Source organism: Nanohaloarchaea archaeon SW_7_43_1 (genome assembly GCA_003009795.1).
In the GTDB taxonomy this organism is placed as follows: Archaea; Nanohalarchaeota; Nanosalinia; order Nanosalinales; family Nanosalinaceae; genus SW-4-43-9.
The window spans coordinates 740,919-753,121 of sequence record PXPE01000001.1 but is presented as its reverse complement, the minus strand read 5'-3'; the positions used below and the strand labels follow the sequence as shown (position 1 = coordinate 753,121).

Sequence of the window (12,203 nt, the reverse complement as noted above, 5' to 3'; positions counted from 1 at the left end):
AAAAATTAAGAGGATTTACTCAAGAGCCCCGATTTCTTCGAGGTTCTCTTTAAGTTTTGAGATGCCGTTTCTGACATCGTCGTAGGTTCTACCTCCTGTGCAGACGATTCTTCCTGATGAGAATAGCAGGAATACTACGTTTGGTTCATCGATTCTGTATACTAGTCCTGGGAACTGTTCCGGTTCGTATTCCGTTCCAACCAGTTCGAATGCAATCCTGTTCAGGTTGAGGGTCTCTCCTAGTTCTGAGGAGGCTACCATGTTCTGTACTGTGATGTCCGGCTTATCTCCGATCTCGACGTCCGCTTCTCTTAGCTCGTCGATGATCTTGTGTACTGCGTCCTTCGCCATTTCAGGGCTTTGTGTTCCTGTGCATACGACTTTTCCTGAGCCGAATAGTAATGCTGCTGCTTTCGGCTCTTCCAGTCTGTATACTAGTCCTGGGAACTGTTCCGGTTCGTACTCTGTGTTTTCTAGGTAGATAGCTATCCTGTCTAGAGGCATTCTCCTGTCGAGGGTTGTGGAGGCTACTACGTTTTCAATCTTGATGTTTTCGTCTTCGAAAGCGTCTTCGCTCATTTTTTGATCACCTGGTAGAAGTTTGATTTATAAACGGTAACTCCTATTTCAGCCTTTATAAACAACTCTTTTAAAAGGTGTGATTTCTGGGCTTCTTTGTAGCAATGAACAGTAATTCAGAAGGACTACTTAAATCTTCAGATTGTTTGCTAGTCATTTTTCAACTTCTTAATGCTGCCAGAAACGCTCTGAATTTCAATAAATCCATTTTTGTCACCGATCTCATCTATAATTGCTAAAGAAGATCGAAAATTGTTTAAAAAAGACTTTCTAATCTTGATTATTCCTGTTTGTCTGTCTTTATCGAACTGATTTTTTATAAGCCAGTGATTGGCTTTTCCTGTCTTCTCTGAGCCAAGATAGTTGAGAGATGTATCCCAGATAGCATCAGCAACTTCACCGAATCCTACATCTTTCTCTGCGTGAATCTTGAATTTTAGATACCGTTTTTTCTCTCTGATAGATGGTGGTAGAGGCTTCATTATCCCTCACCTCTCTTTATCCGTTTAGGGAACTCTGAAACAGCTTTTTTCCCATTATATCCTAGAGATTCAACTATAGATTCTAGATCTTTTGGCGCTCTGAGTTCGTACTTACTTCTTGCATTGGTTGTTATTATGTAAGGCGAATCATATTTTTCACAGAGCATCAGGTTTCTTTCCCAGTGTCTCAACAAATGGCTTCGGACCTTATTAGAGACTTCAGTTATCAAATTCATGTCCAGCCCTACCGCCACATGGTTTTTCGATGCTTCTTTTGCCATTACGTGGTTAAAACCTGAGTCCTTCCTTCCTTTCTCAGGGTGTAGTAAAACATCTATTCTGGAGTCTTCGCAGGCTTTCCTGTTGAGTTTTTCATTCCCGCCCTCGAATACGAGGATGTCAGCCTTATTTCTTTCTTCGCCAATTTTTCTCTTCAGCTCTCCCCATCCTTCAGCTTCCAAAAATACCGTCTCCAAATCAGGGCTAGTATTCCAGCCGAGTTCCTGCATCTTAGCTTCTAATTCCTCTGATCTATCACTAACACATAAGTCATGGAATTGAGGCATAATATGTAGATCCTTGGTTAGGCTTTAATCATTTAATGCCAAATGTATTTCGATCAACGAGCTTAACTAAGGTGATATATCTCCTGAGGTTTATGGACTTAGAAAGTTGACCTGAAATTGAGGCACTAATTTTTTGATGGCAAAATTGTTGCAAATTGCAAGGTTGAAAGCTGAATGGAAACTGAGCCGACCCCATCCAATTTTTTTGGGGATACTGAGCGGGGTTTTGGATGACTGGAGAAATCTTATTTCGTTCTTCCATCGTTGGCACTTTGCGAAGGTCTAACTTTTTCCGCACCCTTACCTCTGTTTTGAAGGCCTCTTGACTTCTTCCCTGCTGGGGTCAATCCTTTTTCTGCTCTGCTTTGTTTGTCGCATATCCAGTTAATATCGTCGTCGTTCTGGATTTCTGGGTGTTCAGGGTCTACCATGATGACTTCGTACCATTTATAGTTTCCGTCTTCTGCTACCCAGTAGCTGTCAAGTACTTCGAGGTTTGGGTACTTCTTTGAGGTTCTTTGCTCTGCGATAACTCTCTTGGATTTCTTTGAGGAGTACCGGTTTTGTCCTGAAGCCTTCGGTCTTCTTCCGCCTGAAGGACGCTTTCTTTTGGATCCTCCCTTACTGATCTTGGTTCTTATTACATTAAATCCGTTTTTCGCTTTGTAACCTAACTGTCTGGCCTTTGGAATTCTCGTTGGATTTTCAGTCTTCACTATAGAATTTTCCTGCCTCCACTCTACAAGTCTCTCCTGCCAGATATCATCTAGGTTTTCCTTTGGCTGCTCGTACTGCTCACGAGCGTACTGGTAGTATGACATTTTCTTTATCAACTCTTGTTGGAATTGTATCGAGAAAGTATTATAAAAGAGGGTTGAATTGGCTGATTAATCAGCTGAACTAGATTTATTTTCTATTTGTGAGGGGAAATACATAAAACTTCAATGTGTTATTACACTTGTGTGATACTATGCATCCAGTACTAAAGATCCTGGTCGGAGCATTGATGGTGACACTTGGAGTTTATTCAACTCTGGGATTTTGGCCTGAAGTTCTGACCTTCGTAAAAGCAGGTATTGGCCCTCTAATGGTTCTAGTAGGTGCTTTCATCGTATGGCTTGAAAGTGACGAGCTGAAGATGAGGAGAGAGCAAAAGGAATCCTCTCAAACTGATGGAATGCAGAGACAGTTCACTGAAGCAATTGAGGAAGAAACCGATAAAGGACCAGAACAGACTCCTGTCCAGGAAGGAAATACCTGTGCTGAATGTGGCAAGACTTTCGATACTGAAAGAGGAATGCACATTCACCAGGCACAGAAACATGAGTAAGTAAGCCTGGTTTCAACCTATTTTTCTTTCTATCTTACTGACCATCATACAGATTCTCAACCTTTCCCAGAGAATCAGCTTCATCCTTGTCTTCTCTAAACTGCTTCATTCTTGGAAACCTCAATGCATAGCCTGAATCATAGTTCGGAGATTTCTGAATTTCCTCATACTCTGCCTCAATTATAACCTCTGGTTTTACTTTTACCTCCCTTCCATCTTCTTCAACTACTAGAGGCTTCAACTTCTCCGTTATCTCTTCGAGCTGTTCGTCGGTTAGCCCGGTCGCCATCCTACCTATCATCAGGTATTCCTGTTCATTTTCGTCCCAGCATCCAAGCTTCAGTCTTCCCAGCCACCCACTTCTTCTTCCTTCGCTCCATTTTGCACCTATTATAGCAAGGTCAAGTGTCTCCATGACAGGTTTCAGTTTTACCATGTATCCGACACGTTTGCCGGGCTTGTACTTGGCCTTCATTGATTTCATCATGATACCTTCATGTCCTTCGGAGAGGCTTTTCTGCTGAAGTTTCTGTACCTCTTCAGGGTCACTGGTTTCCTTGTGATTAGCCATCCTAACAGTTTGGTTCTCTTCTTCAACTATCTGTTCAAGGTGTTCCCATCTGTTCTGGTATTCTTCCTCCAGTTTTGATCCGTGTTCATAGATAAGATCAAAAGGCCTCAACTCTACAGGTATTTCCTCCTTAAGTCTCTGTATATCGTATTTCCTTTTAATTCTCTTGGAAAGTTGCTGGAAAGGAATAGTCGATCCATCATCCGGGTCATAGGCAACTATTTCTGCATCGATTATACACTCTTTTGAGTCAATATTGTTCTTGATCGCTGTCTTCACTTCCGGGAACTGTTCGGTTACGTTTTCAAGTCGCCGAGTAAATATTTGGACTTCATCACCCTTCTTATGCAGTTGAGCTCTCATGCCATCAAACTTATAGTCAATAGCTGCTGGTTCGCCAACCTCTTCAAATCCTTCCTCAACTGTATCAACTTTCTTGGCGAGCATCGAGTTAATCGGGCGGAAAAGCTCGATCTCTAGTTTTTTCAGTTCTTCAACCCCTTCTTTACTTGCTCTGGCGACCTCTGTGAAGTCATTTGTTAGATCATAGGCTCTCTGAATTTTCTCTGAATGTTTTCCATCGAAAAACGCTTCTGATAGCGCATCTCTTATTATTCCTTTCCCTACCCCAAGCCTCAGTGTCTGAAGAATTATCCGGGTAATATACCTTGCCTCAACCGGGTCAGAGGAAGAGATCAGCTCCGCCAGATTCTTCTTTTTCTTATCCTGACTCACTGACTCAGATAATCCTTCCTTCTCCATTTCCGCGATTTTTTCCAGCTTTTCTATTAGGCGCTCAACAGTCACTTCTTTGGTCATTAACTGTTGCTGGGTCTTTCCCTCAACCATTTTTTCTGTTGCAATTCCTAGATCACCCTCTTTTTTCCATACTTCCTCTATCTCCTTCTCGCTTCTACCTGTCGATGCCTTAATTATCTCAACCATTATGTTGCTTGAAATACCTAGATCAAGATTCTTCCAGTAGGGAAATGGTCTTCCCATACAGAGAAGCACAAGGTTTTCCAGCTGATCAGGATTATCTTTGAATAAATCGGCTAGGATAGACGTCTTTTCCAGCGTTGATTGTGTTTCACCAAGTTCCTGATAAACCGGCACCAGTTTTGAGAATTTCATAAATTGATATTTGTCATCAAAGGTTTAAACTCTGAGTGCAATATTTATTTTGTAATGTCAGCCTTTGAACTTGTTAATGATCTGAAGTCGTTCCGCAGCTGTAAGGATGAGGTTATTCCCCGGAAGAAGATGGGTAAAATTCTCGAGGCAGGAAGACAGGCACCCTCGCCTAAAAATGTACAGAGCCTAGAATTTATTGTTGTAGAGGATCACCAAAAACTTGAATTTCTAGAAGAGGCAAGCGGGGATTCAAGAGTTTCAGAGGCTCCAACCGCGGTTTTACTGGTTGCGGATATAGATAGGATGTCCCGACATGTAGGAAACCATTTTTCCCGTGAGGCGTCTAATTCTGAGGTAGCTATTGCAGCGCAGAACATGAGATTGGTGGCTCGGGAGGAAGGTATTGGTTCAACATGGATCGGGGGCTTTGAAGAGGATGTTGTTGCAGATCAGCTGGATATACCTTCTGGAAAGCAGCCGCTGGCGATTGTTCTATTTGGTTATACTGATGACGAGATTGAGAGAGATCCAAAGTTTGGTCTGAACTCTATCTGTTTCTATGATTCTTATGAGGACCAGATTGATAGCGTATTTGATGGTCTGGAATGGAGAGGGATAAATGAAAATAGAAAAATTTACGGCAAGAAAGTGGATGGAATTGTTACCAAGATCAGCAGGAAAGCAAGGAGTATTTTATAAATCTTCACTTCTAATTAATTATTACTTACTGATAACAAACATTAGATTCGCGAGTGGTAAAACTGCGGATAAGGTTTATAACTACTCGTAAAAAAAGGTTTTACAGGTATGGTGTAACAAAAAAATGGTTGCAAGTCAAGAGACTCTGGACAAGTTAGAAGATATTGGATTGAATATGTACGAAAGAAAAATCTACTCTGCACTCATTAGTAGAGGGGTTTCGACTGCTGGAAAGCTGTCAGAGATGACGAATGTTCCGCGGTCAAGGGCTTACGATGTTCTTGAGTCTCTTGCCGAAAAAGGTTTCGCCGTAATTAAGTCTTCTCAACCGATGGAATACGTAGCAATTTCTCCAGAACAGGCTGTTGAAAATATTAAGAGTCAGCACAGAAGGGATTTAGAAGAGAAATTAGATAAACTTGATAGTTTCAAGGGTTCTGAGGCGGTTGATGAACTTGAGAGCCTATACGATCAGGGACTTGAGCTTGTTGAACCTGAAGAGATGTCAGGTTCTTTGAAAGGTTCCCATCAAATCAATCAGCATATGGGAACGATGTTCCAAGAAGCAGAAAACAGTATCAAAGTTGTAACATCGGAGGAGGGACTTAATGATTTACACGATAATCATTCCGATCTTTTGAAGGAGGCTGAGAGTAGTGGAGTTAATGTACAGGTACTTGCTCCTGTAACAGATGAGAACAGGGAAGCTTTCAATGAGGTAGAAGAATTTTCAGACATCAGGCATCTTGAAGGTGACGAATTTGATGTTCCTGAAGGAAGGTTCGCAATTATTGATAATGACGCCCTTACAATGTCAATGACTCATGATGAGGTTCATGATACACAAGATACAGCTTTCTGGACGAAAAGCGATCACATGGCTCAGGAGACGATGGAACCTGTTTTTGATATGCTTTGGCATCATTCTGAAGACGAGCCGGACAATCCGGGAGAAAAAAGTCCTGAAGGCCCAAGCAGGTAGAACGTAGTTTTTCCCTCAGTTTTTTTGCCTGTATTTTTATGATTTGCTCTTGTATTGGAGCAAGGAATTCAGCGCCAGGCAGCTTCAAGAGGATTCGAGTTTCCAAGTAAGCCAGCCATGTTTGTATTAGCGTTGAGGAGTGAGAGAAGACTGAAACTGGATTCTATCTCCACTGTTTCTGTCTGTAATTCTGTATCTGTAATCCTCTCTGCTTCAGTCACAGCTGTTTCTCTTCCACCAATTGTGTCCACCAATCCAAGCTCCTTCCCCTGACTTCCAAGGAAGATTTCACCTGTTCTGACCTCTTTTACCTGTTCTTCTGTCAGGTTTCTCTCATCTTCCACACTTTTCACAAACTCTTCATGTATAATATCAGTTTTTTCCTGCAGAACTTTTCTTTCCTTTTCGGTTACGTTTTTGTAAGGGGAACCAGCGTCCTTCAGACTCCCAGATGTTATATTAACATACTCTACTCCAAGTTCATCCATGAGGCCGGAAAATTCTATGTAAGAACTTTTGACACCAATACTTCCTGTTATTGAAGCCGAATCAGCTACTATTCTATCACATCCCAAGGATGCCAGATAAGCTCCTGAAGCCGCTACGTCCCTGAAACGGCAGACAGTGGTCATGTCCAGTGATTCTATCTCTCGCCGAATCTCCTTTGAGGCTACTACAGCTCCCCCGCCGGAGTTCCATTCATAGATTATTACTGAAGCCCCTCTATCCTGCGCTTTCGAGTTCAGTTCTCGAACTCTACTAGGTGTGACGGTCTGAGGGTTGAATGAGTCACTAGTCGAAGTGATAGCACCATCCAGAGAGATTACCGCTGCCTTCTCCCGACCCGTAAAACTGTCTCCAGAACTTGTGGCTACGAGAGATATAGATACGGTCGCCAATATCAAGCCGGCCACTCCGGCGAAGAAGTATTTATCCATAACATAACAGAGGATGGTTCTTCTTTTTAACTTTTCATTCAACTCGGTAAGGTATGTCAGTGCTAAAGAAAATCTCTAGAACTATAATTGAGGAGATAGAAAAAGAAGAGATCGAGTCGAAAGATATGATAGAGAGGAGAAAGAAGGAACTCTGCCGTGAGACCAGCTTCAACGGCATGCCCAAGAATTCTGATATTCTCAAGTTTGTAGAGGAGAAAGAGAAAAAAGCCCAGGAGATGCTGAAGACCAAACCGATGAGAACTATTTCCGGGATCGCTAACGTAGCAATTATGGCTCGCCCCGCTCCTTGTGGCGGAGGATGCATTTACTGTCCAAAAGGAAAGGATGCACCACAGAGCTACACCGGAAAAGAACCTGCAACTCGAAGAGCAATAAGAAACGATTACGATCCGTTTGATCAGGTACATGATAGACTCGGCCAGTACGAAAAAAACGGGCACTCCATCGATAAATCTAAGTTGATCATCATGGGCGGGACTTTCCCATTCCAAGATCCGGATTACCAGAGAGAATTTATGAAAAGAGCTTTTGACGGCCTGAATACCTATGGAGATGGTAAAGAGACAGATTCAATTGAAGAAGCTCAGATGCAAAACGAGACAGCAGAGGTTCGGAATGTGGGCATCACATTTGAGACCCGGCCGGATATATGTGAGACAGAGCACATCGACAGAATACTGGATCTTGGAGGAACAAGAACTGAAATGGGGGTTCAGACAGTTTTCGATGAAACACACGAACTGACAAACAGAGGACATGGAATGGAGCCAGTAATTGAAGCTACTCGAAGACTGAAGAATGCCGGTTTCAAAGTTGCATACCACCTAATGCTTGGACTTCCGGGAGAAGGATATGAACAAGATATTGAAAAGTTCAGAAAAACGTTTAATGACTCTGATCTACAGCCGGATGAAGTCAAAATCTATCCATGTGAAGTTATTCAGGGTACCGAGCTATACAGGAGATATGAGGAAGGCGAGTTCGATCCGATAGATGATGAGGAGGCCAAAGAAAGACTGAAGGAGGTCCAGAAAAATCATATTCCTCCACATGTCAGGATCAAGAGAGTGATGAGAGATATTCCTTCAACCGAGGTTGATGCAGGACCTCAGCTTACCAATATGAGGCAGATGGCTCTCCAGGAGCTTCGGTCAGAAGGAGAGAGATGTAGATGTATCCGATGCAGGGAAGTCGGCCACGTTAAGAGAACTCATGATCTTGAACCTGAAGAGGAGAATATCGAACTGGTGGAGCGAGATTATGAGGCATCAGGAGGACAGGAGTATTTCCTCAGCTTCGAGGATACTGAAAATGATATTATCCTTGGTTTTACTCGATTAAGAGCTCCGCCAGAATCTTTCCGGGCTGAGATAGACGAAGATACCTTAATCGTTCGACAGCTTAAGGTGATGGGAAGTGCGACCGATATCGGAGATGAGGGCAAAGTCCAGCACCAAGGATACGGAACACAACTCATGAAGAAAGCTGAGGAGAAAGCCCGAGAGCTTGGAAAGAACAAGGTAGTGGTTATCTCAGCGGTTGGAACCCGAGAATACTACAAAAAGTTCGATTATGAGAAGGAAGGCCCTTACATGGTTAAAGAGCTTTGATCTGGCACTGGTGGAGCCAGGTTTAGGAAACCAGAAATTGTTCGAACTGTTGAAGAATATTTGCATATTGAATTTTCTATAGAGTCTGATGAGTGGTTGGGTAAGTTTTTGAAAAGAAAAATAATGGTGGTCTCCCCTCCCTTGGGAAGTTTTCACCGATGAAATCTAGTTTGAGTGTGTGTTTTTGAGTGTCTGCCATTTCTCTGCGAATTCGTCCTTCATCTGTTCGAGTGCTACTTTTTCCTCGTCGCTGAGTTCGTTTGACTCTACTATATTGCGGTAGATCTTGTATGGATGTGTTGGCACTTCTTCACTCATGTTGTCCTCGAATCTTGGTTCGAATTTGTCTCTGTGCTGTTCAACCATTTCCTGAAATTGGCCATTGTCTTTCAATTCATCGGCGAGCTTTTCCTCAGTGCTTTTACCGATGTCCCAAAGGCTCGCCATATATCTAAATACTCACAGTTAACTCTTTTAATCATTGTGGCGCTTTTGGGTAAAAAAGGCGGCACAGAACCTCTCAATCGTGTTTACTTTGTGATAACAATTGTCTTTGAGGTAAAAGTTATACGGAGCCATATCAAATTAGTATTATATGAGTGACGTATGGGAAGTGCTTGTGAAAAGCTTCGGTTTGCTTAAAGATGAGCCGCGTTTATTTGTCCCTAAAATTTTCTCTACTTTAGCTGCTTCTCTTTTCCTAGTTTATCTGATATCGTCGCCCTGGACCATCTCACAGTTGAATCCATCTATTGCGATGATCCTGATGTTTGCGTCCCTTTTGATGCTTTCAATAATGGGTGTTTACTCCTCGATGATGTTATCTGTTATGGTTAAATCCTCCGAAACGTCTCTTTACAATAGTTTTATCGCAGTAATGAGGAAATACTCAAATGTTTTGAAGGCTTCCGCTGCTACCATAGTCGCAGGGTTAATCATTTCTGTGGTATTTACCGCTGGTTACTTGATTTATTCAATTACTGGGAACGTGATGTATCTTATTTTTGCGGCTTTTTTCTTTATCATCGCAGTATTGATTACTAGTTACCTTGGGTACTTTCTACCGGTTACATTAGTGATTGACAGCAGTTTCCGCGAGGCTTTGGGAAGTTCTATGGAAAAATCAAATAAGAATAGAAAAGTTGTGACCGCGCTACTAGTTTCCTCATTTCTGCTTGTGGGTCTGGCTTTTTACTCAGCAGGATTCCTTGAGAAACTTGGCTACATAGGATTTGTGGCTGGAAGACTGGTATCCTCAGTTGTGAATACCTACATTTTTACCGTATCCCCCACGTTTTACTTTGAACAGTCAGGCTCGGAGAGTTTTCAGTAGCTTTTCGGCTGATCTCTCTGCTTTCCCATCTTTGTTTTCTATTATTGTGAGGTATGCGCCTGTTATTACTGCGCACGTGGAAGCCATTTCCCGAGCCACATTTTGGTACTCATGGATCTTGTCCACTTCATCATGCTCTCTGTCCCGAGAGTCATCTTCTTTCGTTCTCTCCCATATTGATTCGGGAGAAGCGGTCAGCATTATAATCTTTTCCGGCTTTAAGTTTTCTACAGTCCATTTTGGTAATCCTGGAATATAACCGAACGGTGTCTGGATTGCTGCATGAGTCTCTAAAATGACGTCTTCCTCTTCAGATTCTGCCACTATTTCCTTGGCCGCTTTCTTTTGTATTCTCTTGTTTTCCTCTGGAGACATTTCCTTGAGTTCATCCCGGCTTCCGACCAGACCTTCATCTTTCGCTGTTTTCAGCATTTTATCCCCATAGTTTATTTGCTTGTAATCTTTGTCGGACAGAAGCATTGCTTGTTCAAGTACTGTTCCTTTCCCAACTCCTGAAAGCCCGATCAATATATTGACTTCTCCCACTATTTGTTTTCACCTTTGTGCTGTAGACAAAGTTTCTCGCCCAAGTAATTTAACCATTTCGAGTCGCCCTCCATAGGGTCTTCGAAACTGTAGTTTTCTATCTTTTTCGATACATTGTCCGGTATGCCTTTCTCCTTGAGATCATCTGAGAGAAATGCTTCCAGAAATTTTTTCGCATCGGTAAACTCTCTTTCAGTCTTCGCAACCACCCTATTCTCTTGGATAAAAACGTTTTCATATTTGGAGGTGAACTCGGAGAGATGTTCTTCGCCGTGGAAAACTTTAGGTCCTTCCATCTCCCTTATTTCAGGTAGTTCCCTGTCCAGTTCAAAAAATATTTTAGTACTCTGATCCACATAGAATCCACTTTCGTATATCCGAAATTCTTTTTTCTTCAGTTCGGATTTCAGCCTTCTCATCGTTTTCCTCATTTGAGGATAAACAATATCATCAACTTCCTCTATGGTTCCAAACTCCAGAACGAGAAAGTTACCTCTCCTCTTCAGTTCCTGTTTGATCCTGAACTCTGAGTAATTTCTTTGCTCGCTCTCGAAGAAACTCATTCTGGGATTCCGTTTAAACCGCCAGCAAAGATGGATAAATTTGGAGTAGTTTTCCAGGCTTAGAACTGATGCAACATTCCTTTCCTTGTCTACCGGATCGATAACTTTTAGTGGTTCTTCATTAAATTTTTTCTCCAGTCTTTCAGGTAATTTTCCGTCGTGATAATTTTCAGGATCAATGAGTTTTTCATTTTCCCAGTCCGTCACAGATCTTACCAGTTCATGGAAACCGCCGTAATGATTTATCAGTATCTCACATAGATATCCCGAGAACCCCTGAGTTTTCAGAGATGAGCCGTAAAGATCCTTTGAATCCAGGAAATTCTTTAATATAACAGCATCTTTTCTTTCTTCCTCTGTAAGATTTTCTTTAACCCATTCGGAATGGTGAGGTGTCCTGTCAACGCTGCTCTTGATGTTTTCCGGGTCCGTTTCGTAGCACGGAACAATCTCAACCTCATAATCGTCTATTCTGCCTTTAGTGTAAGGATGCTCTGCATAATCTACCTCAAAATCTTCTTCAAACTGTCTGAATGTTTTCTTTCCTATCTCCAAACCTTTGTTCTCCAGCTTTAATTCATCAATCTTTTTGTTGAAGAGGATAAATATGTCTAGGTCTCCATCATTTTTCATACAGGTGCCACGTGAAGCAGAACCCGCAAAATGTGTTGCTACACCGAATTCTCTTTCTATAAAATCAGATATTTCTTTGTATTTTTGTCTAAGTTCTCCCAGTTCTTGTTCCTCAGGATATGTTTCTTCAATTACTTTTTCTCTCAGTCCTTGCCATTCCATAAGATATGCTGTTCGAAACTTCAATAATAATCCTTTGATCCGGCTCCTAAACCT

Annotated in this window: 15 protein-coding genes; 5 read left to right on the top strand and 10 right to left on the bottom strand. The window is 42.0% G+C overall.

What is annotated here, in order from left to right:
• Positions 1-15 precede the first annotated feature (15 nt).
• The 5 genes from BRC29_04350 to BRC29_04330 all read right to left on the bottom strand — a co-directional run bounded on the left by BRC29_04350 (position 16) and on the right by BRC29_04330 (position 2,448).
• Complete coding sequence (locus tag BRC29_04350) at positions 16-579, bottom strand: TATA-box-binding protein (GenBank protein ID PSG99329.1); 564 nt, start codon at positions 577-579, stop codon at positions 16-18.
• Positions 580-728: 149 nt separating this feature from the next.
• On the bottom strand, positions 729-1,061 hold the full coding sequence (locus tag BRC29_04345) for a ribonuclease P protein component 2 (GenBank protein ID PSG99328.1): 333 nt from the start codon (positions 1,059-1,061) through the stop codon (positions 729-731).
• Complete coding sequence (locus BRC29_04340) at positions 1,061-1,627, bottom strand: hypothetical protein (GenBank protein ID PSG99327.1); 567 nt, start codon at positions 1,625-1,627, stop codon at positions 1,061-1,063. The genes BRC29_04345 and BRC29_04340 overlap by 1 nt, the downstream gene beginning before the upstream one ends.
• A 28-nt stretch (positions 1,628-1,655) precedes the next feature.
• Entirely contained in the window at positions 1,656-1,889 is a 234-nt protein-coding gene (locus BRC29_04335) for a hypothetical protein (GenBank protein PSG99326.1), read from the bottom strand.
• A complete protein-coding gene (locus BRC29_04330; protein PSG99325.1) occupies positions 1,873-2,448 on the bottom strand; it encodes a 50S ribosomal protein L15e in 576 nt (191 codons plus the stop codon). Before BRC29_04330 ends, BRC29_04335 begins: the two co-directional genes overlap by 17 nt.
• A 149-nt stretch (positions 2,449-2,597) precedes the next feature.
• Between BRC29_04330 and BRC29_04325 the strand changes: the two genes are divergently transcribed.
• Positions 2,598-2,957 (top strand): hypothetical protein, encoded by a 360-nt coding sequence (locus BRC29_04325; GenBank protein ID PSG99324.1) that lies wholly within the window; start codon positions 2,598-2,600, stop codon positions 2,955-2,957.
• A 34-nt stretch (positions 2,958-2,991) separates the two neighbouring features.
• Here BRC29_04325 and BRC29_04320 read toward each other — a convergent pair whose 3' ends face one another.
• The gene (locus BRC29_04320; GenBank protein ID PSG99323.1) at positions 2,992-4,662 is read right to left on the bottom strand and encodes a DNA ligase; all 1,671 of its coding nucleotides are present in this window, start codon (positions 4,660-4,662) and stop codon (positions 2,992-2,994) included.
• Positions 4,663-4,716: 54 nt separating this feature from the next.
• Here BRC29_04320 and BRC29_04315 point away from each other — a divergent pair, with 54 nt between their 5' ends.
• Both BRC29_04315 and BRC29_04310 read left to right on the top strand, forming a co-directional pair.
• Positions 4,717-5,361: a hypothetical protein gene (locus BRC29_04315; GenBank protein PSG99322.1), complete on the top strand. Its 645-nt coding sequence runs from the start codon at positions 4,717-4,719 to the stop codon at positions 5,359-5,361.
• 124 nt (positions 5,362-5,485) lie between these two features.
• A complete protein-coding gene (locus BRC29_04310; GenBank protein ID PSG99321.1) occupies positions 5,486-6,343 on the top strand; it encodes a hypothetical protein in 858 nt (285 codons plus the stop codon).
• 68 nt (positions 6,344-6,411) lie between these two features.
• Here BRC29_04310 and sppA read toward each other — a convergent pair whose 3' ends face one another.
• On the bottom strand, positions 6,412-7,281 hold the full coding sequence (sppA, locus tag BRC29_04305) for a signal peptide peptidase SppA (GenBank protein PSG99320.1): 870 nt from the start codon (positions 7,279-7,281) through the stop codon (positions 6,412-6,414).
• A gap of 59 nt (positions 7,282-7,340) precedes the next feature.
• On the opposite strand from sppA, the gene BRC29_04300 reads away from it, so the two are divergent.
• Positions 7,341-8,912: a tRNA uridine(34) 5-carboxymethylaminomethyl modification radical SAM/GNAT enzyme Elp3 gene (locus BRC29_04300; protein ID PSG99539.1), complete on the top strand. Its 1,572-nt coding sequence runs from the start codon at positions 7,341-7,343 to the stop codon at positions 8,910-8,912.
• Between the two features lie 165 nt (positions 8,913-9,077).
• Here the strand turns inward: BRC29_04300 and BRC29_04295 are convergent, their stop codons facing one another.
• Complete coding sequence (locus tag BRC29_04295; protein PSG99319.1) at positions 9,078-9,359, bottom strand: hypothetical protein; 282 nt, start codon at positions 9,357-9,359, stop codon at positions 9,078-9,080.
• A 148-nt stretch (positions 9,360-9,507) separates the two neighbouring features.
• On the opposite strand from BRC29_04295, the gene BRC29_04290 reads away from it, so the two are divergent.
• Complete coding sequence (locus BRC29_04290) at positions 9,508-10,245, top strand: hypothetical protein (GenBank protein PSG99318.1); 738 nt, start codon at positions 9,508-9,510, stop codon at positions 10,243-10,245.
• On the opposite strand, the gene BRC29_04285 is transcribed toward BRC29_04290, so the two are convergent.
• Entirely contained in the window at positions 10,222-10,794 is a 573-nt protein-coding gene (locus BRC29_04285; GenBank protein ID PSG99317.1) for an adenylate kinase, read from the bottom strand. The two genes, BRC29_04290 and BRC29_04285, sit on opposite strands and share 24 nt — an antisense overlap.
• Entirely contained in the window at positions 10,791-12,149 is a 1,359-nt protein-coding gene (gene cca / locus BRC29_04280) for a CCA tRNA nucleotidyltransferase (GenBank protein PSG99316.1), read from the bottom strand. The genes BRC29_04285 and cca overlap by 4 nt, the downstream gene beginning before the upstream one ends.
• Positions 12,150-12,203: the final 54 nt, after the last annotated feature.

Coding starts and splice junctions, on each gene's coding strand:
- BRC29_04350 (PSG99329.1), bottom strand. CDS start 579: ATGAGCGAAGACGCTTTCGAAGACGAAAACATCAAGATTGAAAACGTA.
- BRC29_04345 (PSG99328.1), bottom strand. CDS start 1,061: ATGAAGCCTCTACCACCATCTATCAGAGAGAAAAAACGGTATCTAAAA.
- BRC29_04340 (PSG99327.1), bottom strand. CDS start 1,627: ATGCCTCAATTCCATGACTTATGTGTTAGTGATAGATCAGAGGAATTA.
- BRC29_04335 (PSG99326.1), bottom strand. CDS start 1,889: ATGGAAGAACGAAATAAGATTTCTCCAGTCATCCAAAACCCCGCTCAG.
- BRC29_04330 (PSG99325.1), bottom strand. CDS start 2,448: ATGTCATACTACCAGTACGCTCGTGAGCAGTACGAGCAGCCAAAGGAA.
- BRC29_04325 (PSG99324.1), top strand. CDS start 2,598: ATGCATCCAGTACTAAAGATCCTGGTCGGAGCATTGATGGTGACACTT.
- BRC29_04320 (PSG99323.1), bottom strand. CDS start 4,662: ATGAAATTCTCAAAACTGGTGCCGGTTTATCAGGAACTTGGTGAAACA.
- BRC29_04315 (PSG99322.1), top strand. CDS start 4,717: ATGTCAGCCTTTGAACTTGTTAATGATCTGAAGTCGTTCCGCAGCTGT.
- BRC29_04310 (PSG99321.1), top strand. CDS start 5,486: ATGGTTGCAAGTCAAGAGACTCTGGACAAGTTAGAAGATATTGGATTG.
- sppA (PSG99320.1), bottom strand. CDS start 7,281: ATGGATAAATACTTCTTCGCCGGAGTGGCCGGCTTGATATTGGCGACC.
- BRC29_04295 (PSG99319.1), bottom strand. CDS start 9,359: ATGGCGAGCCTTTGGGACATCGGTAAAAGCACTGAGGAAAAGCTCGCC.
- BRC29_04290 (PSG99318.1), top strand. CDS start 9,508: ATGAGTGACGTATGGGAAGTGCTTGTGAAAAGCTTCGGTTTGCTTAAA.
- cca (PSG99316.1), bottom strand. CDS start 12,149: ATGGAATGGCAAGGACTGAGAGAAAAAGTAATTGAAGAAACATATCCT.